The sequence below is a fragment of the Streptomyces sp. NPDC001744 genome (assembly GCF_042892575.1).
Lineage (GTDB): Bacteria > Actinomycetota > Actinomycetes > Streptomycetales > Streptomycetaceae > Streptomyces.
The window spans coordinates 150026-174528 of sequence record NZ_JBIAUG010000015.1; the positions used below are offsets into that span (position 1 = coordinate 150026).

Here is a 24503-nt window from a genome sequence, read left to right on the forward strand (position 1 = left end):
CATCTTCTTTCAAAAACTCGCAGCACTTCTGCAAGGAGACCGGCATGAGCACCACCCGCACCGCCCTGGAGATCGACTCCCAGCCGGCGACCTGGCGACAGGCGGCCCGCACCCTGCCCCAGCACACCGCCGCCCTTCCCCGGCGGGGCGAACGGGTCGCGGTGATCGGCTGCGGCACTTCCTGGTTCATGGCCCTGGCCTACGCCGAACTGCGCGAGGCCGGCGGCCACGGCGAGACCGACGCCTTCGCGGCCTCCGAGTTCCCCCACGGCCGTCGCTACGACCGGGTCGTGGCGATCACCCGGTCCGGCACCACCAGCGAGGTGCTCGCCGTCCTCTCCCGGCTGCGCGGCACCGTGCCCACGGGCGCGATCACGGCGGACCCCGCCACCCCGGTGATGGACCTCGCCGACGAGGTCGCCGTCCTGGACTTCGCGGACGAGGAGTCGGTCGTCCAGACCCGGTTCGCCACCACCGCGCTCGCCCTCTTCCGCGCCCACCTGGAGGCCGAGGACGCCCTCCCCGAGGGGGTGGCCACCGTCGAGGAGGCCGCCCGCGACGCCGAACGGGCGCTCGCCTCCCCGCTGGACGAGAACGTCCGCACGGCCGAGCAGTTCACCTTCCTCGGTTCCGGCTGGACCTACGGACTCGCCCTGGAGGCCGGCCTGAAGATGCGGGAGGCGGCGGGCGCGTGGACGGAGGCGTACCCGGCGATGGAGTACCGCCACGGCCCGATCAGCATCACCGGCCCCGGCCGGGTCGCCTGGGGCTTCGGCACCCTTCCCGCCGGGCTCGCGGACGACGTGCGGAAGGTCGGCGGCGTCCTCTCCGAGAGCGACCTCGACCCGCTCGCGGACCTCGTCCGGGCCCAGCGGCTCGCCGTCGCCGTCGCCGAGGCACGGGGCCTGAACCCGGACACCCCCCGCAACCTGACCCGCTCCGTGGTCCTCTCCGGCGTCCATGCCTGAGCCCCGCCCCACCGCCGACCACAGCCCGGGAGAAGAGGAACCATGCCGCTGACGCCCACCGACGAGATCACCCGCCGCGCCCGCGCGGCGGGCACCGGAGTGGGGGCGTTCAACGTCCTCCAGCTCGAACACGCCCAGGCCATCGTCGCCGGCGCGGAGAGCGCCGACCGGCCGGTCGTCCTCCAGATCAGCGAGAACACCGTCCGCTACCACGGCGCCCTGGAACCGGTGGCCCTCGCCTCCCTGGCCGTCGCCCGCGCCGCCAAGGTCCCGGTCGCCGTCCACCTCGACCACGCCGAGAACCCCGACCTCGTCCGCGAGGCGATCGGACTCGGCCTGAGTTCCGTCATGTTCGACGCCTCGAAGCTCCCCTACGACGAGAACGTCGCCGCGACCCGCGAGGTCGTGGAGGAGTGCCACCGCCACGGCGTCCGGGTCGAGGCCGAGCTCGGCGAGGTCGGCGGCAAGGGCGGCGCCCACGCCCCGGGCGTGCGCACGGACCCGGAGGAGGCCCGCGCCTTCGTCGCCGCCACCGGGGCCGACGCCCTCGCGGTCGCCGTCGGCAGCTCCCACCGGATGCTGACGCGGGACGCGGTCCTCGACTTCGACCTCATCGCCCGCCTGCGCGCCACGGTCGACGTCCCGCTGGTCCTGCACGGCTCCTCGGGCGTCTCGGACGCGGACCTCACCGCCGCCGTCCAGGCCGGCATGACCAAGGTGAACGTCTCCACGCACCTCAACAAGGCGTTCACCGGGGCCGTCCGCGCCCATCTCGCGGACCACCCCGACACGGTCGACCCCCGTCACTACCTGGCCCCGGCCCGCGCGGCCGTGGCCGGGGAGGTCGCCCGCCTCCTGACGGTCCTGTCCCCGGTCTGACGCCTGCCCCGCCCGGCCCCGTCGTCCCGGGCGGGGACACCGGCGACCGCACCCGGACCGCCTCCGTCACGGCGGCGGTCCGGATGCCCCGCGCGGGGCCGGGGCCGGCTCGCCCGCGTCCCGGGGCCCGCACCCGGCGTGGCCCGCGCGAACGGGCGGGCGGCGGGCGCCGGGCCCGTGGGAGGACGTCCTTCACGGGTTCAGTACGATGCGGTCGCTCGACAGATGTCCCGGGGAACCTCACGGGCCGTCACACCCCAGTCCCGGAAAAGACACCGCCCATGAGCCGCCCGCCCGTTCCCTCCCCTCCGTCGCCGGACCCGGCGGCCCCCGGCCCCCGTTGGTGGCTGACCGTCCGCGCCCGCGTCGGCTTCTTCCTCGCCGTCCCCGTACTGGGGCTGATCAGCCCGTACCTGGGATGCGTGATGATGGTCGTCGCGATCGTCCTGGTCTGGAAGGACCGTTCCTGGAGCAGGGGCGTGAAGGTGGCCGCCACCGTGGTGGCGCTCGCGCTGCTCGGCTCGGTCGCCCCGGACCGGCCCGAGGACGGAACGCCGCCCACCGCGGCGCGGGCGGACGGGAAGACCGCGGTGGGCGCGGACGCGGTGCGCGTCCCGGTCCGGACGACGCCGCCCTCGCCCTCGCCGTCGCCGACCCCCAGGCCCCGCCCCACGGCGAAGGACTACCGGGGCATGTCCCTGGACGACGCGCGCGAGGCCGCGGAGGCCGCCGGGTTCGGCGTGGACGAACACGACGCGTCGGACGAGGACAAGAGCATCATGATGCGGCTCAACTGGACCGTCTGTTTCCAGCGCACCGGCTGGATCTCGTCCGGCACGAAGGTGATCGACTTCGGCGCGGTGAAGAAGGGAGCCCCCTGCCCCCGGGAGGACGGCGGCGCGATCCCCTGGCCGACCATGCCGGACCTGGTGTGGAAGACGTGGAGGACGGCGCACAAGGAGGTCGCCGCCCTCGGGACCGTCCCGGCCGACCGCGTCAGGGCGTCCGCGGCGTACGTCAACGACCAGCTCCCCGACACGGGGGAGTACGACGACTGGCGGGTGTGCGCGAGCGACCCGGCGAAGGGCGGGAACGTCACCGCCGACGCGGGGGTGACGCTCGAACTGACCCACCCGGACAACGGCTGCCCCGAACCCGGCCGGACGGACGGCGACCGGCCGAGCCTGCCGGACCGGGACGACGACGGCGACCCCGACTACCACGACCCCTTCCCCCGCGACCGGCACCGCAACAGCGCCTTCCCGCACGGCCTGCCGGGCGGGTCGGGCGGCTCGTCGAGCGGCCCGTCGGGCGGCGGAGGCAGCGGCGGCGGGGGATGGAACTGCCCCCGCACGCGCTGGTGCTGACGCGCCACCGGACCCGGAACGGCCGGGGCGCGGGCGGGCGGCAACGGGGCAGGAACCTCCGGCCCTCATCCCGGGAGCGGGACGAACCGACTCGGTGGATGCACCGACCCCGCTCCCCGGGACCGCCCGGCCCGCGGGACACCGAGGGAACCGCTGCCGACCGTCGACACCCACGAACGGGACAACAGCAGCCGCAGTCGGATTCCGTGGGCCGGGATGCGGCCGCCAGTCGTCCCGTGCCTCGCAGCGACGACCGTCACTGCGCAGGGACTTCGGCACCATCCGATCGCAGTCACCTCGGTCGAGCGTGGCCGCGGGTGGAGGTGGCAGGGGGCTGTCAGTAGCTGGTGGCAGGATCACCGACATGAGTCTCGTACGAACCACTCCGCCGCGGCCTGTCGAGGTGACGGCGGTCTTCCCCGAGCTGGCTCCGCTGGCACGCCCCGCGATGCGGCTGCATCCGCGTCCGGGGGCGCCGTCGGTCGGAGACAGCTCGGTCGGCGGGCCGTTGCTGTGGCCGGCCGAAGAAACGTGGTTGCACTGCGAAGGCGCGCACCTGCACGTGGACACCGGATTCCGCCGGTCACCGACCGAAGTGCGGCTCCGCAGACGTTTGTCCCGGTGGTGCCCCGAGGGCCGGACTCCCACGCTCACCTCCGAAGAGAAGGCGCTCGAGGAGCGCAATGCCGCGTGGCTCGCCGAACGGCTCGAAGCCGGCCCTCCCGGCCCGGCGGAATGCCCGGTCCCGATGCTGCCCGTGGCCCAGTTGTTCCTGCGCGACGTACCCCTGTTGCAGCCGCCCGGGTAGGCCGATCTGCTTCAGGTTCTCTGGTGCCCGTACGAGCACGATCCACACTACAAGCCCGCGACCGCTCTGTTCTGGCGGTCGGCCGCGGAGGTCGGCGACGTCCTCACCGCACCACCGGAACCGTACGAGGCGGACTATCCGGGCTACGTACCGGAGCCGTGCGTGCTGGCACCGGAAGCGATCACCGACTACCCCAACCTCCTGGACCTGAGCCCGGAACTGCAGTCGGTGCTGGGGGACCGGAGCAGGTGGCAGGCGGCTGGTGCCGACGTGGACGGTTCCCACGCGGAGGATCCGCACGAGTTCTACATGAATCGTCTGGGCCGGGCGCCCGGCTGGAAGGTCGGCGGATGGCCCCCGTGGGGCCGCACCGACCCCACCCCCCCCGGTACTGCACGGTGTGCGAGGCGCGGATGATCCCGCTGCTGACGATCGCCTCCTTCGAGTCGAACGGCGACGAAAGCCTCAGCTGGGTGCCCCAGGAAGACCAGGCCGCCGCCGGCTCTGACTGCGCGCACCAGGACGTCTCACAGCCGACCAGGGTGGAAGTGGGCAGTACCGACAACATGCAGATCTACGTCTGCCCGGCCTCTCCCCGGCATCCACACACCGACCTGATCCAATGAGCCGTCCGCCGATGACGACACGACCGGATTCCGTCAGCGAGCTTTCAGTTCTTCGGCCTGCCGCACAAGTTACGCCGCCATGTCGTCCCAGTCCGGGCCGTGCAGCCACAGGTTCCGCGCGGCCTCCCGCAGAAGAGCTGGCTCGTCCGGCCTCTGCAGGAGCACGAGGCGATGGACGAGGTTGCGGATCCACACCGGGAGCCGACCGTCGACCGGGTTCGGGCACAGCTCCCGAAGCATCGAGAGGATCGCGTCCGCGTCGGCGAACGTCAACTCCTCGACGAAGTAGTGCTCGCGGTGCTCCTGACCGCACGCCGGTGTCGGACGGTACTCATTTCCGTAAAGACACCGGGCGTGCTCGGTCAGCGTGTTGTGCGTGCGCCGCAGCCTACGACGTCATGATCCGCGGGACAGGATCTCGATCCACGCGTAGGCGTGGGCGGTGCCGGCGGATATGCCGAAGCCGGCGGCGATCTGCGCGAGCGTGTCGTGCCGGCCCGGCACCTCCGGCGAAGCCGTGCCGAATTCAGTGGCGCCGCCCCGCTCGACTCGTGTCGGCAGGCTCCTGGATGCCGGAGCGCGCCGTGTCGCCGCCGGAGCGGACGCGCCGGCCCGGTTCGTCGGCGCCCGAGTGCGGCGGTTCACTTTCCGTCCCGCCGCGGGGCTTCGTCGTCCGGGGGTTGGATCAACCGGTCGGGCCAGCCGTGGAGTGCGTACAGTCCGGGGGCGCGGTCGTGGACGAGTCCTGGCTGTGCCTGCGGTAGCCGGGCCGGTACCTGTCTGCCCGAGCGTTCGGTGAGCCAGTCGGTCCACCCGTGCCACCACGATCCCGCGACCGGGATGGCAGCCTCCCGCCACTGTGCGGCGGTGGCGGGCATCCCGGTCGCGGTCAGGTGCCGGGTGCCCGGCCGCGGCGGGCTGACCACGGTGCCCATGTGGCCTGAGGGGACGAGCCGGAAGGTGTTCTCGCCGCCGAGGAGCAGGGTGCTGCTGTAGGCGGTTTCCCAGGGCACGATGTGGTCGATCTGCGCGGCCAGGGCGAAGGTGTCGGCGGTGACCTGGCCCGGGTGGAGGTCCCGGCCGGCGATCCGCAACCACCCGTGGTCGTCGGATCTGCGGGCCAGTACGCGGAAGTAGTCGAGGAAGAGCTTGCGGGGGACGTCCAGGTTGTCGTCGTTCCAGGCGGTGAGGTCGAAGGCGCGGGGGCGTTCGCCGCGCAGCCAGCCTGCGATCAGCGGTTCCCACAGCTGTGCCTGGCTGCGTATCAGGTCGAAGGCGAGTGAGAGTTTGCGGCCGTCGACGCAGCGGCGGTTGCGCGCCAGCAGCCAGGAAAGGGCCCGTACCTCTGCGTCGTGGAGCGTGTGGGACCCGTCGAACGGTTCCGGCAGCGTGAGCGCGGTCGCCAGCAGTGTCAGGGAGGCCGTTTCCGCTGTTCCGGTCTGTGTGAGCCAGTCGGCGAGGGCGGTGGCGAACAGCCCGCCGGAGCAGGCCCCGACCAGCCCGACCCGTTGTTCCGCGCAGGTGCGCAGGACGACGTCGAGGGCGGGGAGGATCCCGTCGGTGAAGAACTGCTCCAGGTCCACGTCGAGGGTGCTGGAGCTGTGGTCGCGGGTACTGATGCAGAACACCGTGAAGCCCTGTCGCACCGCCCACTCCACCAGGCTCCGGCGCGGTGCGAGATCGTAGATGTAGTACTTGTTCACCCATGGCGGGATGAGTAGTAGAGGCACCTCGTGCACCCGTGGGGTGCACGGGCTGTACTGGAGGAGTTCGAGCAGTTCGTTGCGATGGACGACGCGGCCGGGGCTCGCCGCCAGGTCCGAGCCGATCCGGAACGAGCCGGGCGGCATCCGGGCGGGCCGGCCCTGCCGTGTACGTACGTCCTCGGCGAAGTGGCGCATGCCGCGCGTCAGGCTGGCACCCCGTGTGTGCCAGGCCGCGCGGATCGCCGCGGGGTTGGTGAGGAGGAAGTTGGTCGGGGCGGTGGCGTCGGTGACTGCCTGGGCGAGGAATTGCGCCAGCGGTCTGCGGTGGGCGGGCAGCAGGGCCGAGTCGCCCAGCGACTTCAGGGTGCGCTCTGCCTCGCTGTGCAGTCGGCGCAGTAGTACCCACGGCGCCTGCTCCGTCCACGCCCGGTCATGAAACGGTGGGGCGCCCGGCGAGGGTCGGGCGACGGGCGGTACCGCCAGCATGGAGGCGAGCACGTCTCGCGCGCGCGTTGCGGCGATGTGTGCCCAGGGGGCGTCGGCCGGCGTGCCGGCGGGCGGACGTCCGGGGGCAGGGTCGGGTGGTTGCATCGGTGGCTCCTTGGCTCCGGACGGTGTTCACGGGCTGAGGACGACCTGTGCGGCGTAGGAGAGTCCGGCGCCGAAGCCGAGGAGGAGCACGGGGTCCCCGGCCGTCAGCTCTCCCCTTTGCCGCAGGGCGTGGAGGGCGAGCGGGACCGATGCGCCGCATGTGTTGCCCGTGTGCGTCACGTCGGTGGCGGTGACCGAGCCGGCGGCGCCGACGGCGGCACCGAGAGCTTTGACGATGCGCAGGTTCGCCTGGTGCGGCACGAACCCCTTCAGCTCGCCGGGTTCGAAGCCCGCCCGCTCACAGGCGGCGCGGATCACGGGGGTGAGCGCGGTGACGGCCCAGGCGAACACCTCGCGGCCGGCCATCTCCATCCGGCCGGTGTCGGCACGGATACGGATCAGGTCGGCGCGTTCGCCGTCCCCGCCCCAGGCGACCGGAAAGATGCCGGGTCGGATGGCGGGCACCACGAGGGCGGCTGCCGCACCGTCGGCGAAGATCGGGCCGGTGTCACGGTCGTGTGCGGACACCCAGTCGGTCATCCGCTCGGCGCCCACCACCAGGACGTTGCGGGCGACCGCGGACCTCACCAGGCCGTCGGCCACGGCCAGAGCGTGGTTGAACCCGGCGCACGCGGCGTTCAGGTCAAAGCCCGCGGCGGCCCGGCAGCCCAGGCCGGCGGCCACCCGTGCGGCGCCGTTGGGCATGGCGGTGGGCAGTGAGCAGGTCGCCAGGATCACCACGTCGACATCGTTCGCGTCCTTCCCGGCGGCGTCGAGTGCCTCCCGGGCGGCTTCCACGGCCATACCGACGACGGTCTCGGACCCGGTGGCACGGCGGCGCTCATGGATGCCGACGCGCTGGGCGATCCACTCGGGGGCCACCCCCGCGTCCGCGGCGGCTTGCTCGTTGCTCACCACCGTCTGCGGCCGGTACGCTCCCAGGCCCGCGATGCGCGCACCCGTAGCCGGTGAGCCGCTCTCCGCGACCGCGGTCCTTCGGTGCCCGGACTCGGTCACCTTCCGCTCCTCTCTCTTTCCCGGTCTCTGCTCCACTTCACGCCCTCCCCTGTCCGCTGCACGCGGGTTTGGCCGGTGGGGGAGGGTCAGTGCGACCGAAGAAGGTCGACGATGTCCGCGAGGCGGTGCTCGGGGGTGAAGGACGTCTCCTCCACCGTGGTGTGGAACCGTTCGTTGCAGGCGACGGCGAGTTCGACCGAGGCGAGTGAGTCGAGGTCGAGCTGCTGGAGCGTCGCGGTGGGGGAGAGGCCGGCCGGATCCACGTCAAACATGCGGACCAGGAGGCCGGCGAGGTCGTCGTAATCCACTTGTCGTCCCATCTGTCGCCTAGGCGCGCTGGACGACGAGCACGGCGTTGTGCCCGCCGAATCCGAAGGAGTGACTGACAGCCACCTGTACCGCTTCGCGGCGGGAGCCGCCGTGGATCAGGTCGATGCCCGCGCAGTCGTCCACGCGGGTGAGGTTGGCCACCGGTGGCGTCACACCATGCTGGATGGCGAGCACCGTGTAGGCGGCCTCGAGAGCGCCCGCCGCCGACAAGGTGTGCCCGGTGACGCCCTTGGTGGCGGTCACGGAGGGGGACGCGTCATAGGTACGGGCGATGAGCCCGGCCTCCGTGATGTCGTTGAGGCGGGTCGAGGTGCCGTGGGCGTTGACGTGCTGCACGTCCCCGGGGCCCAGTCCGGCGTCCGCCAGCGCCGCGTGGACGGCGAGGGCCGCGCTCTTCCCCGACGGGTCGGGCGCCGTGGAGTGGTATGCGTCGGACGAGGATCCGAAGCCGGTGACCAGTGCCCGCACGGCGGCGCCCCGGCCGCGCGCATCGTCCGGGCGCTCCAGCACCAGAACGCCCGCCCCCTCGCCCATCACGAAGCCCGAGCGGTCCGCGTCGAAGGGCCGCGAGGCCCTGGCGGCGGGCTGGGCGGGGTCGGCGAGCGCGTTCATCCGCCCGAACGCGGTGACCGTGAACGGAGAGAGGCACGCTTCGGTGGCACCGGCCAGGGCGACGTCGCAGCGGTCCTGCAGAAGGAGATCCCGGGCGAGGCCGACCGCGGTGGTGCCGGACGCGCACGCGGTGCTCACGGACAGGCTGGGACCGCGGGTGCCCAGATCAATGGCCACCTCTCCGGACGCCATGTTGGGCAGGCACATCGGCAGGACCAGCGGGGAGATCCGTGCGGGGCCGTGATCGTGGAAGCGGCTGTGCTGCGCCTCCCAGGTGGCCGTCCCGCCCAGCGCTGCGCCGAGGACAACGGCCACCCGGGCCCCGTCCCACGCCCCGCCGTCGAGCCCGGCGTCGGCGACGGCCTGCCGGGCCGCGACCAGGGCGAGTTGCACGAAGCGGTCCAGACGCCAGGCCCGGCCCCTGCCGAGCAAACCCGTCAGGTCCATCTCCGGCACACGGCAGGTCACCCGGTGGGGGAGGTCCGCCAGGCGCGGGTCCTCGGCGGCGGTGGAGACGCCTGCGAGAACCGTCTTCCAGTTGCTGTCGACGTCCGTGCCGGCCGCGCTCACCAGTCCCAGCCCGGTGACGGCGACCGGACCGCCGGGCCGGGGCGTCAACGGGCCTCCAGCCGCGCGGAGACGAGCGAGCTCAACTCGCTGAGCCGCATGTTCCCGTTCAGCTCGGTGTCGCCGACTTCGATGCCGAGGTCCTCGTAACAGGCGACGGAAAGTTCGAGCAGCGCCAGCGAGTCGAAGTCGAGCTCGGCCAGGCGCCGGTCGTCCTCCAACTGGGACTCGAGCATGTCGAACCTGGAAGTGAGGAGCGTGCGCAGTTGGTCGGGGATGGTGAGCACGGACGGTTCCCTTCACGGAGGGACAGACGGGTCTGTCAGGGTGCGAGTGCGGCTGCGTCGGTCGCCCTGCCGTGCGCGGGGCTAGGCGGAGGGGGCCGGTGCTGCCGGGAGCTCACCGAGGAAGTCGAGCAGGTGACGCAGGAAGCGGCCCTCGGCCTCGCTGGGCAGCAGATGGCCGGTGAAGGGCAAGAACCGCAGCGTCCCGTGGCGCAGCCGCCGGTCCGCGGCGATCGCGTGCCAGAACGGGGTCATCTGGTCGTGCGTGCCCCACAGCGTCAGACAGGGCATGGGCAGTTCCCGCAGCCGGTCCAGCAGGACGTACTTCTGACCCCAGGGCACGGACATCTTGCGCAGGTCCCGCACGGTGGTCCGCAGCGCGGTGTAGGAGGAGGCCGCCTTCCGCTCGGTCCGCCACCACAGGTGTGGCAGCCGCCAGGGCCGGCACGCACCGGACACGGCCAGTGAGGCCACGAGCGCCTCCGGGCCGAAGGGCAGCCGCGCCAGCCACGGGTAGACCATTCCCAGCGGGGTGAAGGCCAGGGCGAGGGAACTCGGACTTCCGGTCCGCCCGAGCCCTCCGGAGCTGATCAGGACCATCCCGCGCACGGCTCCGGGATGGTCCAGGGAGATCATCAGCGAGAGCAGGCCCCCGAACGAGTGGCCCACCAGGACCGGGTGCGACAGCCCGATCTCCTCGACCGTTCGCCACAGGAAGGCCGCCGTCCGCTCCGCGCCGACGTCGTCGGGCAAGGGGTCGGACCTGCCGTACCCGGGCAGGTCGATGGCGATGGCGTGGTGGGTGCGGCCCACCTTCGCCACAGCGCGCCACCAGTTGTCAGCGCTGCCTCCGATGCCGTGGAGGAAGACGACCGGGTCGCCGCTGCCGCTTTCGTAGTAGTGCACGCGGACGCCGTCCACGGTGACGTGCTTGCCGGTGACCGGCTGCTTCTGATCGTCGATGCGGGTCGCCATGGCGCCTTCTTCCGTCAGAGGGGCGGGATGCGGTGCGGCCGGCCGGAGATCAGCCCGGTACGGGCGGGCGGATCGGGGCTCCGTGCGCGTGCGGGGAGCGAGTACGCAGCAGGGCGGCGGCGAGGACGTCCGCGTCGACGCCTGTGTGGGAAGGCGTAAGGGCGTCCAGGAGCCGCTTGGTCGTGGAGATCGCCGCAGGGTCCTTGCGGGCCAGGCGCCGCGCCCAGCCGGACGAGGCGTCGGCCAGGCGGGCGGCGGGCACCGTCCGGTGGACGAGGCCGCGGCCGCGTGCGGTGGCGGCGTCGATACGGTCGCCGGTGAGGACCATCTCCCGCACCAGGGCGGCGCCTGTCTCGGCCACCAGCCGCGCCAGGACCCCTCCCCACGCCAAGGGGAGGCCGAACGTCGCCTCCGGCAGCCTGAACGTGGCGTCCTCGGCACAGATCCGCAGGTCGCAGCAGACGGCCAGGCCGACTCCAGCGCCCACCACAGGGCCGTGCAGCCGGGCGATGGTGATCTGCGGCGCGGCGCGGATCGCCGCGCACAACCGGTCGGCCAGCGTCAGGACGGGCCTGAGGCCGTCCTGGCCGCTGTCGGCGAGTCGCCGCAGCTCGTCGATGTCGAGACCGCCACAGAAAGTGTCCCCGCCCCCCGCGAGGACGACCGTCCGGATCCCGGGCCGCGACGGGAGGCCGGCGAAGACGTCCAGGAGCGCGGAGAGTGCCGCGGTGTCCAGGGTGTTGCCGGCACCGGGGCGATCCAGGACAACGGTGAGGACGGCTCCGTCGGTGACGGCGGTGACACGCCCCTCCCCGGCTGCCGCGTCGGAGCGCACGGTGCCGGACCGGCGGCCGGACGGCGCGGCGACGCGCACCGGCATCGACAGCAGGTAGCGATAGGCGAGGTTGTCGTTGCCGACGGCCGTGGACGTGGTGGTGAGTCGGGGGAACCGGTCGAGAACGGCGGGGATCAGCACCTCGGCCTCCAAGCGGGCCAGAGCCGCACCGACGCAGTAGTGCACCCCGGTCCCCAGCGCGAGATGCCGCATCGGGGGGCGGGTCACGTCGAGCCGGTCGCCGTCCTCGATGACGGCCGGATCGCGATTGGCGGCGGCGAGCACGGTGTGGACGAGTTCACCGGCCTTGACCGGTAACCCCGCCAGTTCCGTGTCGCGCGGGGCGTACCGGGTCAGGAGCTGAGCCGGGGAGACGAACCTGAGCAGCTCCTCCACCGCCTCCGGGGCGCGCTCGGGGTGGGCCCTCAGCCACGCGGCCTGCTCCGGCCGCTCCAACAGGGCGGTCAGACCGTGCGAGATCAGGCCCGCGGTCGTCTCGTGCCCGCCGACAACCGTGACGCCGACCATGGCCGAGACCCGCTTCTCACCCAGCCGGGCCGCGTCCGGCGACCGCAGCCACTGTGCCAGGGGTGCGGTCCCGTCCAGGCGGGTGGCGGGCTCGGCACACAGGTGAGCCCAGTAAGCCGCCCACGAAACGGCCGCGCGATCGGCGCGGCGAAGGTTGCGCGCCGACGGGGTGAGGTCCAGCGCGTAGGCGACGTCGTGACTGATCTGCCGCAGAAGATCGTTGTCCGCCGACGGCAGCCCCAAGAGGGCGGAGACGACAGCCATGGGCAGCCACGAGCTGACGGTCCCGGCGAAGTCGGCCACGCCGTCGGCGCGCAGGCGGGTGTCGAGGGTGTCCAGGCAGCGATCGACGAGTCCGGCGACCAGGGGCCGGGCGGCCCGGACACCGGACGCCGGCAAGAACGCGTTGAAGCTCTTGCGTACCGCCCGGTGCTCGGGGGCGTTGACGGCCAGGACGGTGTTCTCCAGGAACTCGAAGACCGGCCGGCTCGGCTCCCGCAGGTGCTGGCTGCGCCAGTGCGCATCGAGGCTCAGCCAGTCCTGACCGGCCAGCACCTCCTGGCACAGGGCGTGGGAGGTGACGACGAAGGCCCCCCAGGGAACTTTGACGGCCGCCCCCCGCCCGCGGAACTCCTCATAGACGGGCAAGGGGTTGCTGCGGCCTTCGCTGGACACCAGCGTGTGCAACAGCTTCAGCAGGGCCTGTCGCTCGGCCGCGGGGGGAGTGGAGGGCGCGGAGGGCATCATGCTCCTTCCAGGGCTCGGGTGGAATCCCGCGCGGTCGCTCAGGGCCGCGCGACCCGCAGGCTTCGGAAGCCGCGGAAACCGAGGCCGGGGCGATGCTCCACACCGGTCACTTCCAGGCCGTCGGGAAAAAGGTCGAGAACTTCTGCCAGGAGCAGGGCGGCCTCGACACGGGCGAGTTGCGCGCCGACACAGAGGTGGGACCCGTGGCCGAAGGCGAGGTGGCCGGCGGTGTCGCGCCGCACGTCGAAACGGTTCGGTTCCGCGAATGCGGCGGGATCACGGTTGGCGGCGGCGTGGAAGACGTAGGCCAGTCGGCCGGCGGGGATGGAGCGGCCTTCCACAACCGTGTCGCGCAGTGCCACGCGGGTGTCCAGCAGCGTGGGCGGCTCGAACCGGAGGGCCTCTTCGACGGCGTTCGGGATGAGCGCGCGTTCCTGGCGCAGCAGCGCTTCCTGCTCGGGATGCCGATGGAGCAGGAGCAGCAGGTTGAGCAGGAGGAACGACGTGGTCTCCCATCCCGCGATGAGGAGCACCAGCGGGATCGCGAAACCGAGATCGTCACCGTGACGGGCCTCGGCTTCGCGCAATTCCGAGAGCAGGCCCCCGGGAACGGCCCGGGCGACCCGCAGGTACGAACGCAGCGCGTCGACGGCCTCGTCGGCGCGCTGCAGAACAGCCGGGGCCGGGGATATCTCATGACAGGCGGCGATATCCGCGACAAGGTTCCTCAGCGTGTCGAAGTCGTGGGGGACCATGCCGAGGACACGACAGGTGGCCAGGATGGTTATGCGGTCGGCAGTGGGAGCGAAATCGGCGTCCGGGAAACCGTCACGGAAATTTAGGATTTCGGTGGCGGTGAGTTCCCGCAAAGCCGTATGCTGCTTTTCAAGGGACCGGCGGGAAAGGGCGGGGATCATGCACTTTCGATGCCGTTGGTGTTCCGCGCCGTTGGTGCCGAGAGCGGTGTTCATGAGAGCGATCCGGCTTCCGTGCTCGCGCCAGTTCGGAATAACCGTGTCCGACCAGGCCGCGTCTATGACACCCCATTCCGGACTCTTCAGGACCTCGGCGCAAGCGCGGTAGCCCGTGATCAGGACCACCTTGTCGTCGCCGACGAGGACGGGGCCGGGCGCGGACATCTGCTCCAGTAGGGGGTACGGATCCAGCCGTGCGGCGGGCAGTCGGAGGCCGGCGAGCAGACGGGAAGCGTAAAATGGGGGTGCGGACTCGCCGCCCGGATGCTTCACGCGAATACTCCTTTTCTCGACGGCGCACACGGCAATAGTGCATGCAGTCGACAGGTCCGTGAAGTTCACTGAATCATCGCTTGGTTTTTCTGGTCTGCGCAGTGAAAACGCCGCGTTCGGCGGGAGGGGAAGGAGTGTGTGCCGTGCCGCCTGCGGGGGACATCTCTATTTTCCCTCGATCGGGGCGTCCGTCCAGCGTAAATTAAGCCACTCGTTAAATCGTTGTCCGTGGGCTGTGAGTGGGTGGTGGGATGGCAGTGGGCAGGCGTCAGTGGGATGGTGGTGTTGATGTTCTGGTAGTGGGTGCGAAGCGGGATTGTTGTCGCTTTCAGGAGATGATCAAGCGGCTGTTGCGGTGGCTACTGGACTTGATCGGGTGATGCCGGAGCTGTTCGCCCGACAGTCGGGTGTCGCCACCAGTGGCCCTGGAGGGTGAGGCGCGGGCGGGGCGGCGCACCGCAGACGGCCGAGGCCCTGAAGCGCGTCCGCGTTCCCCGCCCGCACGGGGACGGACGCGCTTCAGGGCCTCGGCGGCGACAAGGCACACGGCTCACGCCGCAACCGCCGCCGCCCGCGAAGACGGCGGATCGAGGACCCCGTTCCCGAGCCGAAGGAGCGGCGGGCCGACCGCGAACGGCGCGGCGGCAACGGCCGCCGCCCCACCGGTTCCGACGACGAGATCCACAAGCGCCGCAACGAGGCCGAGCGGAGACCGACCGGCTCGAGAACTCCCGGGTCGCCACCACCCGCTACGACAAGAGGGCCTGGCCCGCGTCTCCCACGGCACCTGGGCCGTGGCCCGGCTTCGGCTCCGTTCCCGGCCGTCATCCCTGGAAGATTCGCCGGGTCGGGCCGGAAGACTCATCGCGTCGCGAGGTGGCCCAGCGCCAGGGCCGGCAGGCCGGCCGACGACGGATCGCGTTCCGGCGGATGAGCCGCGTGAATCAGCCGCGGGCGTCCGGACCAGCGGGGCTCGGCACCCGAGAACGCCTGCCAGTCCTCGTCCTCGTCGAGGTGCACGCGCACGACCGGCTGCCCGCGAAGCACGCGCTTGGACACGAACGCGTGATCGCCGGAGGGGAGGCCCCGCACCGGGCCACAGCCCTCATGCGAGCCGCTGTCCCTCTTCCCTCCCGGCCGAAGGCCCTGCCCCGGCACACCCCCGGGACACGGGCGCGTCGAGGCTGCTCAGGAGATGGCTCCGCCGGATCCGCCGTACAGCGGCCGGAACCTGTCCGATGGGTCCGCGGAGTGATCTTGGTCTGTTCCTGATGCTCCAGCTGTAGATCCTGATCCCGCCCGGTGTGAATCAACTGGGCGACCGATCCAGATCATGGAAGGACGCCTGTTCCAGGGCAGGGGAAGCGGGGCGGCATGGGACTGGACTACAGCTACGAGATCTTCATGCCCCCTCGGAACGTGGGGAGGGCACTGACCCGACTGGCCGCGCTCTCCCCCCCCAAGGCCGCGATGTGCCGCCGCTTCGGGTGACCCTGCCGGGCGGAGAGCAGTTGATCCTGCCGTTCACCTCGAACTTCAAGAGCGAACCGGTCGACTGTTCAGCAGGCGGCACGCTCGAACTGGACACCTCGATCGTCATCGACGTCGACGACGCGATGCGCGAGTTCTTCCTCCGCGATTCCGGCAGGATCGACGAGCGGGGACGAGTGCCGGTCGGGTACGTCTACCTGACTGTCAGGTTCTCCCCCGCATGGCGCCCAAACTTCGCGTCACTGCAGTTCACGGCCGCTACCTCGAGCATGAGCCGGATGTTCGCGCGGTCCGCGAGCGTAAGGAAGGTGTTCACCCACCTCACCGCCACCACCGGTGGTGTGTGCTGCCTGCTCGACACCGAGACCGACATCTTTGACATCTGCTGGCTCAACGGCGAGACGTTCAGTGGCGAGACTGTTCCTGGCGCCCGGTTCTCGCACTTCCACGATCTCGTCGCCGCCTGGCGCGAGCCGGTGGAGTAGAACGGGGACGACGCTCGTACGGGATACGGCATACCTGCCCGGTCAACGCTCAACTGCCCAACCGAAGCGCTCAGTCACTGGGTGCGGCCGGTCCACGGGCGGAGACGGCCACCGTTGATCATGGTCGGTTGTGCGGACAAACGAAGATCGGCCAGTGGCCGTGGGCCACAGCGAGGAAGGACTGCTGGACGATCACCGAGCACGCCGGGGACGAGAGTCCGGCCGGCATGCAGCGCCTGCTCAGTCGCGCGTCCCGGGGCGCGGACCAAGTACGCGGCGACACAAGGGCCTTCGTCGTCGATCACCTCCGGGGGGAGGATGCCGTGCTCGTCGTGGACGAGACAGGCGACCTCAAGAAGGGCACCCACAGCGTTGGAGTCCGGTGCCAGTACACCGGAACTGCGGGCCGGACCGAGAACTTCCAGGTAGCTGTCTACCTCGTCCACTCCTCCACGGCCGGGCACGCCGCCATCGACCGGGTCCTGAAGGGTGTCGAGGACCTGGTAGGGGGTCAGGCCGGCGTGTGGGTTTTGGGGCCGGTGCGGCTCGGCCCCTTCGACGTGGGCGGCTTCCCCGCCGGTCAGCGCGGGCACGCAGGACAGTGCGCGTTTCTCCGGGCCGGTCCGGAACGGGGTGCTGACGCCGTAGTCGGCATCGGCGGCCGCCACCGGTGCCTTCGGCTCCCAGCCGGTGAGCGTGTCCGGCGGGCCGAGCGCCAGACGCCGTTTTCCCGGTGGGCGACATCCGTCGGCCCCCTTGCCCTGCGGCAGCGGTCCGGCTCGTCCGTCCGTCCTCGCGGCAGATGCAACTGCCACTCCAGCGGGCACGAGGCGGTGTCGGTGGCGGCATGGACACTGACCGCGACCTGGCAGTGCGCCCGTTTCCCGGGTGCTCAGCGGTACTGCCGGGCCACCCCGGCCGAAGCGGTGCCGCACGTGGGAAACGACACGTCGGCGATCACCCACACCTTCGGACGGACCGCCTCGCGGAGCCGCTCGGCGATCCGCCGCCGCACCGGCAGCGGATCCCACGGCGACTGGTCCACGAACTGTTGCAGGGCCCTGGGTGTTCCCGTCCGGCAGCCGCTCGTCCACCGGATGGACCGACTCGCGCCGACCGTCCGGCATCAGGCCGCGCAGACGACACCCGCCCCACCGCCGCTGATCCCGTCGCGGAAGCGAGGCGAACACGCCGGCGACGAACTCCGCCAACCCGGCCGGAGCCGTTCCACCTCCCCACGCCTCACGACAAGAAGACGCCCACCACCAGACAAGAGCACCCGACGTAAGGAAGCACTACTAGCCGACCCGCTCCGCCACGAAGACGGGGATCTCCCGGTCGGTCCTGACCTGGTAGTCCGCGTAGTCGGGGAAGGCGGCGACGGCCCGGTCCCACCACGCGCGGCGCTCCTCGCCGGTGACGATCCGGGCCCTCATGTCCCACGCCTCGGTGCCGTCCCGCAGCTCGATCAGCGGCGAGGCGACGACGTTGTGGTACCAGACGGGGTGCTCCACGGCGCCGCCGTTCGACGCGACGAGCGCGTACGCCCCGTCGTGCTCCACCCGCATCAGCGGGGTCTTGCGGAGCTTGCCGCTCTTCGCGCCGCGGGTCGTCACCAGCACCACCGGCATGCCGCGCATGGTCGTGCCCTGCGTGCCCCCGGACGACTCGTAGAGCTCGACCTGTTCCCGGACCCACTGCGTCGGGCTGGGCTCGTACTCACCTTCGAGGGGCATGGGTGTCCTTTCGGATCGCGTCCGGCACCGTCGGCTCGGCTCGGCTCGGACCGACGCTATCCGACGCCCCGCGCCCTTCACGGCAGGCGGCTCCGGAAGGCGTTGTCGGTACCGGCTCGTAGGGTGGTCCCCGACGGTACGACGGCGCCTGCGGCACGGCAGCGCCACGACACGGGGAGAGCGGCATGCGGGAGTTGTTCCTGGAGAAGCAGCAAGCGTACGTCCGGTGGATCGACCTGCCGGGCGACGGCCCGGTGCGGGTGTTCGTCCACGGCCTCGGATGCACGGCCGCCTCGGACTTCGCCCACATCGCCACCCATCCCGCGCTCCGCGGCGGACGGGCCCTCCTGGTGGACCTGCTGGGCCACGGGCTGAGCGACCGGCCCGCGGACTTCGACTACCGCGTGGAGTCCCAGGCCGTCGTGGTGGCCGCCGTCCTCGACCACCTCGGCGTGCGGGGTACCGACCTCGTCGGACACTCCATGGGCGGCGCCGTGGCGATCCACCTGGCGGCGGCCCAGCCCGACCTGGTCGCCCGGCTCGTGGTGGCGGAGCCGAACCTGTACGGCGGCGGGGGAGCGTTCAGTTCGCCGGTGGCCGCCCAGAGCGAGGAGGCGTTCGTGGCGAAGGGGTTCGCCCGCATGCTCGCCCTCGCCGGACGTCCCGACTACGCCGCCCGGCTGCGCCTCGCCGACCCGAGGGCCGTGCACCGCTGCGCGGTGTCGCTCGTCGAGGGGAGCACCCCCGAACCGGGAGACCTCCTCGCCGGACTCGCCGTCCCCCGGACCTTCCTCGTGGGGGAGGCGAGCCTGCCGGACGCGGACGCGGAGAAGGCCGCCGCCTCCGGTGTCCCGGTGGTCGAGATCCCCGGAGCGGGGCACAACATGATGCTGGACAACCCGGACGGCTTCGCCGCGGCGCTCGCCCGCTCCCTCCCGTAGGGGCGGACCGGTCTCCGCCGGGGAGGGCGGCGCGGCCGGTCCGGTCCCTTCCGGCCCCGCCGCCCGCCCGCTTCCCGGTGGCGGGGGCGCCCCGCCCGCCTCCGGTGGCGGAGGCACCCCGCCGCGTGCGTCAGGATGGAACCATGACCGAGATCCGCACCCCCCGCCTCCTCCTCCGCCGCTGGACCGACGACGACCTCGTCCCGCTGTCCGAGATCAACGCCGACCCCGAGGTCATGCGCTGGATCGACGACGGCTCGGTCCGTGACCTGGAGGAGACCGCCGGGGACATCGAGCGGTACGAGGAGGAGTGGGACGAGGAGGGCTTCGGCCTCTTCGCCGTCGAACTGCTGGGCTCCGGCGAGCTCATCGGCTTCGCGGGGCTCTCCGTGCAGGACTCCCTGCCGGACGTCGGGATCACCTGGCGCCTCGGCCGTCAGTTCTGGGGCCAGGGCTACGCCTCCGAGGCCGCCCACGCGGTCCTGGAGTGGGCGCTCCAGGACCGGGGGCTCGACCGGGTCGTCGCCGTCACGCACATCAGCGACCACGCGTCCGAGAACGTCGCCGGCAAGCTCGGCATGAAGCCCGGGCGCGAGACGGACCACCCGGTCCACGGCACCCCCCTGCGCGTCCACGCCATCGACCTCACCGAGTACCGGGCGTGACCGGCCGGGGGCGTCCGGGCGGTGCGGGCCCGGACGCCCCCGCCGGGAGGGATCAGTGCCGCTCGGGCAGGTCCCGCTCGGCCGGCAGCGACGAGACGTCACGGGCGCCGGACGGGGAGGCGGCGCGCGAGGACGGCACCGCGGCCGGCTTCGGACCGCAGAACGCGGCCTCCAGCGTCCCGCCGAGCGCCGTGTTGACCGCGCCGCGGTTCGAGGCGTTCGCCATGGCCGAGAGGCTGCGCCGGCCGTCGCGCGTCGAGAAGGCGTACGTGTAGAAGCCCTGGACGGTACCGGTGTGCCCGTACACCCGGACACCGCACGACAGGTCGTAACGGCGCAGACCGAGCCCGTAGAAGCGGGTGTTGGTGGCGTCCGTCGGCGTCACCGTCGTCATCTCCTCCATCATCGCCGGGGAGAGCAGACGGCCGCGCATGAGGGCGCCGGTGAAGGTGTTCAGGTCGGCGGGGCTGGAGATGACGGCGCCGGCGGACTGCGCCCAGGACACGGTCTGCTCCGTGGAGTCCACCAGCGGGTCGCCGGCGGCGTCGGGGTGGAGGTACCCGCGGACGTGCCGGCCCTCGATGCGGGTCTCGGGGTGGACGTACGAGGTGTCGCGCAGCCCCAGCGGCTCGAAGACGCGACGCTGGTACGCGTCCGCCACCGGGCGGCTCGTGAGCTTCTCGATGAGCATGCCGACCACGACGAAGTTGGCGTTCGAGTACTTGTAGGACACGCCGGGCTCGGTGGTCCGGGGCAGCGCCAGGGAGAGGTCCACCAGCTCCTGGAAGCTGAACACCCGGTTCCGTACGGACTCGAAGCCCGGCACCGTGTCGGCGAACATCCGGTCGGTGTAGTCGGCGAGACCGCTGCGGTGGGTGAGCAGGTGACGGACCGTGATGCGGTCGTCGGGGAGCAGGCCGGGCAGGTACGTGTTGACCGGCGAGTCGAGCGTCAGCCGTCCCTCCTGCACCAGCTGGAGGAGGACGACCGTGGAGAACGTCTTGCTGACGCTGCCGATCCGGAACCGCGACCGGACGTCCATGGGCGCTCCGGTCACCCGGTCCCGGACGCCGACGGTACGGGTCCGGACGCCGTCGGGGCCGGAGAGACGGGCCATCGCCCCCGGCGCGCCGTTGGCCACGGCCGCCTCCAGCGCGGCGGTCACGCCCTCCATGTCGGGGGCGGGCACGGTGGCCGCCGTCGGGACGGCCTCCCGCGGGGTGGCGGCGAACGCGTGGGTGGCGGGGGCGAGGCCGGCGGCGAGCGCGGCGATCAGGGTGGCGCTCACGGTCAGGCGCCGGTGCGACGTCAGGGGCACGGTGTTTTCCTCGGCTTCGTCGGAATCGTTCGGCGCGGCGCGCCACGGGCGGGCCGCGAGGGGCGAGGGGGCACCGCCGTCGCGGCGCGGCCCCGGGCCCATGGATCATGAGTCCCTCCGGCCCGGAAGGGTTCCTGTCACGGACCACGAGAACCGGAATGCATTGATCCGCTTCTGGCCGCGGGCTCCCGTCCGGCCGCTCCGCGCCCCCGCGTACCCTCGTGACGTGCCCGTTTCCCGTCTGCATCGCGTCGCCGTCCTCGTCCTCGAAGGGGCCAAACCCCTCGACGTCGGCATCCCCGCACAGGTGTTCACGACCCGCGCGAGCATGCCGTACGAGGTACGCGTCTGCGGCGCGGAACCCGGCGTCGTGGCCGGTGGTGACGGTCTGGCGTACCAGGTCGCCCACGGCCTGGACGCGCTCGCGTGGGCCGACGTCGTCTTCGTCCCGGGCTATCGCTTCCCGGACCGCGAGGACCCGCCCCCGGCCGTCGTGGACGCGCTGATCGCCGCCCACGGCCGGGGAGCCCGGCTCGCCGCGATCTCGACCGGCGCCTTCGCGCTGGCCGCCACGGGCCTCCTCGACGGCAGGCGCGCCACGACGCACTGGCACTACACGCGGGCCCTCGCGGCGAAACGGCCCCTGGTCAAGGTGGACGAGAACGTGCTCTTCGTCGACGAGGGCAGCGTCCTCACCTCCGCCGGCGCCGCCTCGGGCATCGACCTGTGCCTGCACATCCTGCGCGGGGACCTCGGCGTGGCCGCGTCCAACCACGCGGCCCGGCGCCTGGTCGCGGCCCCGTACCGCAGCGGCGGCCAGGCGCAGTACGTGCCGCGCAGCGTGCCCGAACCGCTCGGCGAGCGGTTCGCCGCCACCCGCGAATGGGCGCTGCGCCGGCTCGGCGAACCCCTCACCCTCGACGTCCTGGCCCGGCACGCGGCGGTGTCGGCGCGCACGTTCTCGCGCCGGTTCGCCGAGGACACCGGGTACACGCCGATGCAGTGGGTCATGCGGGCCCGCGTGGACAGGGCGCGTGAACTCCTCGAACGCTCGGAGCGGGGTGTCGAACAGATCGCCGCCGACGTGGGCCTCGGCACCGGGGCCAACCTGCGGCTGCACTTCCAGCGGATCCTGGGCACCACGCCGAGCGAGTACCGCCGCACGTTCACCCGGGGGGAATAGCGGGTTCCGGAAGGCACCGGCGTTCTGGCGGGATACTTGCGGACCGTGGCGATCACGCCGCTGTCCCGGACGGACACCGCGCACGAGCATGGGGGGCGAACCGAAGGGACATCGCCATGACTCGTATCGCCATCAACGGATTCGGCCGCATCGGACGCAACGTGCTGCGCGCGCTGCTGGAGCGCGACAGCGGCCTCGAGGTCGTCGCGGTCAACGACCTCACCGAGCCCACCGCGCTCGCGCGGCTCCTCGCCTTCGACTCGACCTCCGGTCGTCTCGGCCGCCCGGTGAGCGTGGACGGCGACACCCTCGTGGTCGACGGCCACCGCATCAAGGTCCTCGCCGAGCGCGAGCCGGCGCAGCTGCCCTGGGCCGAACTGGGCGTCGAGATCGTCCTGGAGGCGACCGGCCGCTTCACGTCGGCCAAGGCCGCCCGCGCCCACATCGACGCCGGCGCGAAGAAGGTGCTCGTCAGCGCCCCGGCCGACGGTGCCGACGTCACCCTCGCGTACGGCGTCAACACCGACGCGTACGACGCGGAGCTGCACACGATCGTCTCGAACGCCTCCTGCACGACCAACGCGCTCGCCCCCCTGGCCAAGGTCCTCGACGACCTCGCCGGCATCGAGCACGGCTTCATGACGACGGTCCACGCCTACACGCAGGAGCAGAACCTGCAGGACGGCCCGCACCGCGACCCGCGTCGCGCCCGCGCCGCCGGCGTCAACATCGTCCCGACCTCGACGGGCGCCGCCAAGGCCATCGGCCTCGTGCTGCCCAACCTGGACGGCAAGCTGTCCGGCGACTCGATCCGCGTCCCGGTCCCGGTCGGCTCGATCGTCGAGCTGAACACGACCGTCTCCCGCGACGTGACGCGCGAGGACGTCCTGGAGGCGTACCGCACCGCCGCCGAGGGCCCGCTCGCGGGCGTCCTGGAGTACTCGGACGACCCGCTGGTCTCCTCCGACATCACGGGCAACCCGGCCTCGTCGATCTTCGACTCGGCGCTCACCCGCGTCGAGGGCCGCCACGTCAAGGTGGTCGCCTGGTACGACAACGAGTGGGGCTTCTCGAACCGCGTGATCGACACGCTCGGACTCCTCGCCGGCCACTGACGAGGCCGTCCGCTCGCGAAGCCGGGCGCCGGTGGGACCGGTGACCGGCGACGACGGCCACCGGTGACGACGGACGGCCCGCCGCGGGGCGCCCCCCCCCCCCCGGGGGGGGGGGGGGGGGGGGTTGTGGGGCGGGGGGGGGGGGGCGGGGCCCCCCGCCCGGGCCCGGGGGGGCCCCGCCGGCCCCCCCCGGGCCCCCCCCCCCCCCCCGGGGGGGGCCCCCCGCGGCGCGTTTCCGGCACGGCGGGGACGGGCCTTCCCGCCGTCCAGGACCGGCGCGGGCCCGTCCGGACCGCCGGCGGAACCGGGTCGCCGGTCCCCGCCCCCGTCGGCCGGCCGCTCCTCGCGGACACGTGACCTGCGAGGATGAACGCGATGCCGTCGCCACGGAACGGCCGGCACGGGACGAGGGAGCGGTTCGGGTGTCGCAGCGGGGACCGCGGGGCGCGGTCGCGCGGATGGAACGCCGTCAGGTCCCGGTCTATCTGGCGGCGATGGCCGTCGGCGCCCTGGTCGGACGGGCCGTCCCCGGTCTCGGGACGGGACTCGGGCACGCGGTCGCTCCCCTGCTCGGGGCGCTGCTGTTCGTCAGGTTCCTGCAGGTCCCGGCCGCCGAACTGGCGCGCTCGCTGCGCGACGGCAGGTTCCTGGCCGCCGCCCTGGTGGTGAACTTCGTGGTCGTGCCGCTGGTCGTCGCCGCGATGTTCGCGTTCCTCCCGGACGACCGGGCGGTCCGGCTCGGCGTCCTGCTGGTGCTGCTCTGCCCGTGCGTGGACTACGTGATCGTCTTCTCCGGTCTGGCCGGCGGTTCCAGCCGCCGCCTGCTGGCCGCCACGCCCGTCCTGCTGGTCGCGCAGATGGCGCTGCTCCCGTTGTTCCTCCGCCTGTTCCTGGGCTCCGGGCTGTCCGGCGCGGTCGAGGCCGGCCCCTTCGCCGAGGCGTTCCTCGTCCTGATCGCCGTCCCGCTGGCCCTCGCGTGGACCCTCCAGGCGTGGGCCGCCCGCCGCCCGTCCGGACGGAGGGTCTCCGGCGCGGCGACCGCCACGACGGTGCCCCTGATGGGCGCCGTCCTCCTCGCCGTGGTGGCCTCCCAGGTGCCCGCACTGGGCGGCGACCTGTCCGGCGTGGTCGCCGTCGTCCCGTTCTACGCGGCGTTCCTGGTCGTCATGGCGTTCGGGGGGAAGGCCGTGGCCCGGCTGTTCCGCCTCGGGCCGTCCGCCGGAAGGGCGATCGTCTTCACGGGCGCGACCCGCAACTCCCTCGTCGTCCTGCCGCTGGCCATGGCCCTGCACGACTCCCTGGCCCTCGCGCCGGTCGTCGTGGTCGTCCAGACCCTCGTCGAGGTCCTCGGCATGGTCGTCTGCGTCCGCCTCGTCCCCCGGCTGCTCCCCGACCCGGCCTGAGCCGCGGGGCCGGGCGCCCGGCCCCGTACCCCTCCCGGTGCCGGCGCGGGCGCGGGAGGGCCGACCGGCGGGCGGCCTC

Annotated in this window: 23 protein-coding genes and 2 pseudogenes; 12 read left to right on the top strand and 13 right to left on the bottom strand. The window is 72.5% G+C overall.

The features are described 5' to 3' along the window. Positions 1-44: 44 nt before the first annotated feature. The 5 genes from ACFYZY_RS19455 to ACFYZY_RS19475 all read left to right on the top strand — a co-directional run bounded on the left by ACFYZY_RS19455 (position 45) and on the right by ACFYZY_RS19475 (position 4648). Complete coding sequence (locus tag ACFYZY_RS19455) at positions 45-968, top strand: SIS domain-containing protein (protein ID WP_388695489.1); 924 nt, start codon at positions 45-47, stop codon at positions 966-968. 42 nt (positions 969-1010) lie between these two features. Further along, on the top strand, positions 1011-1847 hold the full coding sequence (locus tag ACFYZY_RS19460) for a ketose-bisphosphate aldolase (protein ID WP_388695491.1): 837 nt from the start codon (positions 1011-1013) through the stop codon (positions 1845-1847). Positions 1848-2128: 281 nt separating this feature from the next. Continuing rightward, on the top strand, positions 2129-3214 hold the full coding sequence (locus ACFYZY_RS19465; protein ID WP_388695493.1) for a hypothetical protein: 1086 nt from the start codon (positions 2129-2131) through the stop codon (positions 3212-3214). Positions 3215-3578: 364 nt separating this feature from the next. Then, positions 3579-4022 carry a hypothetical protein gene (locus ACFYZY_RS19470; RefSeq protein ID WP_388695495.1) on the top strand — a complete coding sequence of 148 codons (444 nt, stop codon included), beginning with the start codon at positions 3579-3581 and terminating at the stop codon, positions 4020-4022. A 359-nt stretch (positions 4023-4381) separates the two neighbouring features. Then, entirely contained in the window at positions 4382-4648 is a 267-nt protein-coding gene (locus ACFYZY_RS19475; RefSeq protein WP_388695497.1) for a hypothetical protein, read from the top strand. Positions 4649-4717: 69 nt separating this feature from the next. Here ACFYZY_RS19475 and ACFYZY_RS19480 read toward each other — a convergent pair whose 3' ends face one another. The 10 genes from ACFYZY_RS19480 to ACFYZY_RS19525 all read right to left on the bottom strand — a co-directional run bounded on the left by ACFYZY_RS19480 (position 4718) and on the right by ACFYZY_RS19525 (position 15146). Further along, positions 4718-5035, bottom strand: a complete 318-nt coding sequence (locus ACFYZY_RS19480; RefSeq protein WP_388695573.1) for a hypothetical protein — start codon at positions 5033-5035, stop codon at positions 4718-4720. 254 nt (positions 5036-5289) lie between these two features. Then, positions 5290-6945 (bottom strand): PHA/PHB synthase family protein, encoded by a 1656-nt coding sequence (locus ACFYZY_RS19485; RefSeq protein ID WP_388695500.1) that lies wholly within the window; start codon positions 6943-6945, stop codon positions 5290-5292. Between the two features lie 27 nt (positions 6946-6972). Continuing rightward, positions 6973-7998 (bottom strand): beta-ketoacyl-ACP synthase 3, encoded by a 1026-nt coding sequence (locus ACFYZY_RS19490; RefSeq protein WP_388695502.1) that lies wholly within the window; start codon positions 7996-7998, stop codon positions 6973-6975. Positions 7999-8048: 50 nt separating this feature from the next. After that, complete coding sequence (locus ACFYZY_RS19495) at positions 8049-8270, bottom strand: acyl carrier protein (RefSeq protein ID WP_388695504.1); 222 nt, start codon at positions 8268-8270, stop codon at positions 8049-8051. Between the two features lie 19 nt (positions 8271-8289). Further along, positions 8290-9522, bottom strand: a complete 1233-nt coding sequence (locus ACFYZY_RS19500; protein WP_388695506.1) for a beta-ketoacyl-[acyl-carrier-protein] synthase family protein — start codon at positions 9520-9522, stop codon at positions 8290-8292. Continuing rightward, positions 9519-9758: an acyl carrier protein gene (locus tag ACFYZY_RS19505; RefSeq protein WP_388695509.1), complete on the bottom strand. Its 240-nt coding sequence runs from the start codon at positions 9756-9758 to the stop codon at positions 9519-9521. The genes ACFYZY_RS19500 and ACFYZY_RS19505 overlap by 4 nt, the downstream gene beginning before the upstream one ends. An 81-nt stretch (positions 9759-9839) precedes the next feature. Beyond that, a complete protein-coding gene (locus tag ACFYZY_RS19510) occupies positions 9840-10730 on the bottom strand; it encodes an alpha/beta fold hydrolase (protein ID WP_388695512.1) in 891 nt (296 codons plus the stop codon). 49 nt (positions 10731-10779) lie between these two features. Then, positions 10780-12837 carry a cytochrome P450 gene (locus ACFYZY_RS19515; RefSeq protein WP_388695514.1) on the bottom strand — a complete coding sequence of 686 codons (2058 nt, stop codon included), beginning with the start codon at positions 12835-12837 and terminating at the stop codon, positions 10780-10782. 41 nt (positions 12838-12878) lie between these two features. Then, the gene (locus ACFYZY_RS19520) at positions 12879-14087 is read right to left on the bottom strand and encodes a cytochrome P450 (protein ID WP_388695517.1); all 1209 of its coding nucleotides are present in this window, start codon (positions 14085-14087) and stop codon (positions 12879-12881) included. Between the two features lie 861 nt (positions 14088-14948). Continuing rightward, on the bottom strand, positions 14949-15146 hold the full coding sequence (locus tag ACFYZY_RS19525) for a hypothetical protein (protein ID WP_388695519.1): 198 nt from the start codon (positions 15144-15146) through the stop codon (positions 14949-14951). A 428-nt stretch (positions 15147-15574) separates the two neighbouring features. Here ACFYZY_RS19525 and ACFYZY_RS19530 point away from each other — a divergent pair, with 428 nt between their 5' ends. Further along, positions 15575-16063 carry a hypothetical protein gene (locus ACFYZY_RS19530; protein ID WP_388695522.1) on the top strand — a complete coding sequence of 163 codons (489 nt, stop codon included), beginning with the start codon at positions 15575-15577 and terminating at the stop codon, positions 16061-16063. Between the two features lie 173 nt (positions 16064-16236). Then, positions 16237-16548 (top strand): annotated as a pseudogene (locus ACFYZY_RS19535) (transposase); the annotation flags it as partial. Between the two features lie 95 nt (positions 16549-16643). Here the strand turns inward: ACFYZY_RS19535 and ACFYZY_RS19540 are convergent. Both ACFYZY_RS19540 and ACFYZY_RS19545 read right to left on the bottom strand, forming a co-directional pair. Next, positions 16644-17108: pseudogene (locus ACFYZY_RS19540) on the bottom strand (transposase). 253 nt (positions 17109-17361) lie between these two features. After that, complete coding sequence (locus tag ACFYZY_RS19545; protein ID WP_388695525.1) at positions 17362-17799, bottom strand: nitroreductase family deazaflavin-dependent oxidoreductase; 438 nt, start codon at positions 17797-17799, stop codon at positions 17362-17364. Between the two features lie 185 nt (positions 17800-17984). On the opposite strand from ACFYZY_RS19545, the gene ACFYZY_RS19550 reads away from it, so the two are divergent. Beyond that, positions 17985-18740, top strand: coding sequence for an alpha/beta fold hydrolase (locus ACFYZY_RS19550; RefSeq protein ID WP_388695528.1), 756 nt, complete (start codon positions 17985-17987; stop codon positions 18738-18740). Between the two features lie 143 nt (positions 18741-18883). Continuing rightward, positions 18884-19405 (top strand): GNAT family N-acetyltransferase, encoded by a 522-nt coding sequence (locus tag ACFYZY_RS19555; protein WP_388695529.1) that lies wholly within the window; start codon positions 18884-18886, stop codon positions 19403-19405. A 52-nt stretch (positions 19406-19457) separates the two neighbouring features. On the opposite strand, the gene ACFYZY_RS19560 is transcribed toward ACFYZY_RS19555, so the two are convergent. Further along, positions 19458-20723 carry a serine hydrolase domain-containing protein gene (locus ACFYZY_RS19560; RefSeq protein WP_388695531.1) on the bottom strand — a complete coding sequence of 422 codons (1266 nt, stop codon included), beginning with the start codon at positions 20721-20723 and terminating at the stop codon, positions 19458-19460. Between the two features lie 226 nt (positions 20724-20949). On the opposite strand from ACFYZY_RS19560, the gene ACFYZY_RS19565 reads away from it, so the two are divergent. The 3 genes from ACFYZY_RS19565 (at position 20950) to ACFYZY_RS19575 (ending at position 24424) form a co-directional block, all read left to right on the top strand. Then, the gene (locus ACFYZY_RS19565; RefSeq protein ID WP_388695534.1) at positions 20950-21906 is read left to right on the top strand and encodes a GlxA family transcriptional regulator; all 957 of its coding nucleotides are present in this window, start codon (positions 20950-20952) and stop codon (positions 21904-21906) included. A gap of 116 nt (positions 21907-22022) precedes the next feature. After that, positions 22023-23021: a type I glyceraldehyde-3-phosphate dehydrogenase gene (gap, locus tag ACFYZY_RS19570; RefSeq protein ID WP_388695537.1), complete on the top strand. Its 999-nt coding sequence runs from the start codon at positions 22023-22025 to the stop codon at positions 23019-23021. A 458-nt stretch (positions 23022-23479) separates the two neighbouring features. Beyond that, positions 23480-24424 (top strand): bile acid:sodium symporter, encoded by a 945-nt coding sequence (locus ACFYZY_RS19575; protein ID WP_388695538.1) that lies wholly within the window; start codon positions 23480-23482, stop codon positions 24422-24424. The last annotated feature ends 79 nt before the right edge of the window (positions 24425-24503 follow it).

Bases quoted from the DNA above. Each gene is read 5' to 3' on its own strand.
- ACFYZY_RS19455 (WP_388695489.1), top strand. From the start codon at position 45: ATGAGCACCACCCGCACCGCCCTGGAGATCGACTCCCAGCCGGCGACC.
- ACFYZY_RS19460 (WP_388695491.1), top strand. From the start codon at position 1,011: ATGCCGCTGACGCCCACCGACGAGATCACCCGCCGCGCCCGCGCGGCG.
- ACFYZY_RS19465 (WP_388695493.1), top strand. From the start codon at position 2,129: ATGAGCCGCCCGCCCGTTCCCTCCCCTCCGTCGCCGGACCCGGCGGCC.
- ACFYZY_RS19470 (WP_388695495.1), top strand. From the start codon at position 3,579: ATGAGTCTCGTACGAACCACTCCGCCGCGGCCTGTCGAGGTGACGGCG.
- ACFYZY_RS19485 (WP_388695500.1), bottom strand. From the start codon at position 6,945: ATGCAACCACCCGACCCTGCCCCCGGACGTCCGCCCGCCGGCACGCCG.
- ACFYZY_RS19510 (WP_388695512.1), bottom strand. From the start codon at position 10,730: ATGGCGACCCGCATCGACGATCAGAAGCAGCCGGTCACCGGCAAGCAC.
- ACFYZY_RS19515 (WP_388695514.1), bottom strand. From the start codon at position 12,837: ATGCCCTCCGCGCCCTCCACTCCCCCCGCGGCCGAGCGACAGGCCCTG.
- ACFYZY_RS19545 (WP_388695525.1), bottom strand. From the start codon at position 17,799: ATGCCCCTCGAAGGTGAGTACGAGCCCAGCCCGACGCAGTGGGTCCGG.
- ACFYZY_RS19550 (WP_388695528.1), top strand. From the start codon at position 17,985: ATGCGGGAGTTGTTCCTGGAGAAGCAGCAAGCGTACGTCCGGTGGATC.
- ACFYZY_RS19555 (WP_388695529.1), top strand. From the start codon at position 18,884: ATGACCGAGATCCGCACCCCCCGCCTCCTCCTCCGCCGCTGGACCGAC.
- gap (WP_388695537.1), top strand. From the start codon at position 22,023: ATGACTCGTATCGCCATCAACGGATTCGGCCGCATCGGACGCAACGTG.
- ACFYZY_RS19575 (WP_388695538.1), top strand. From the start codon at position 23,480: ATGGAACGCCGTCAGGTCCCGGTCTATCTGGCGGCGATGGCCGTCGGC.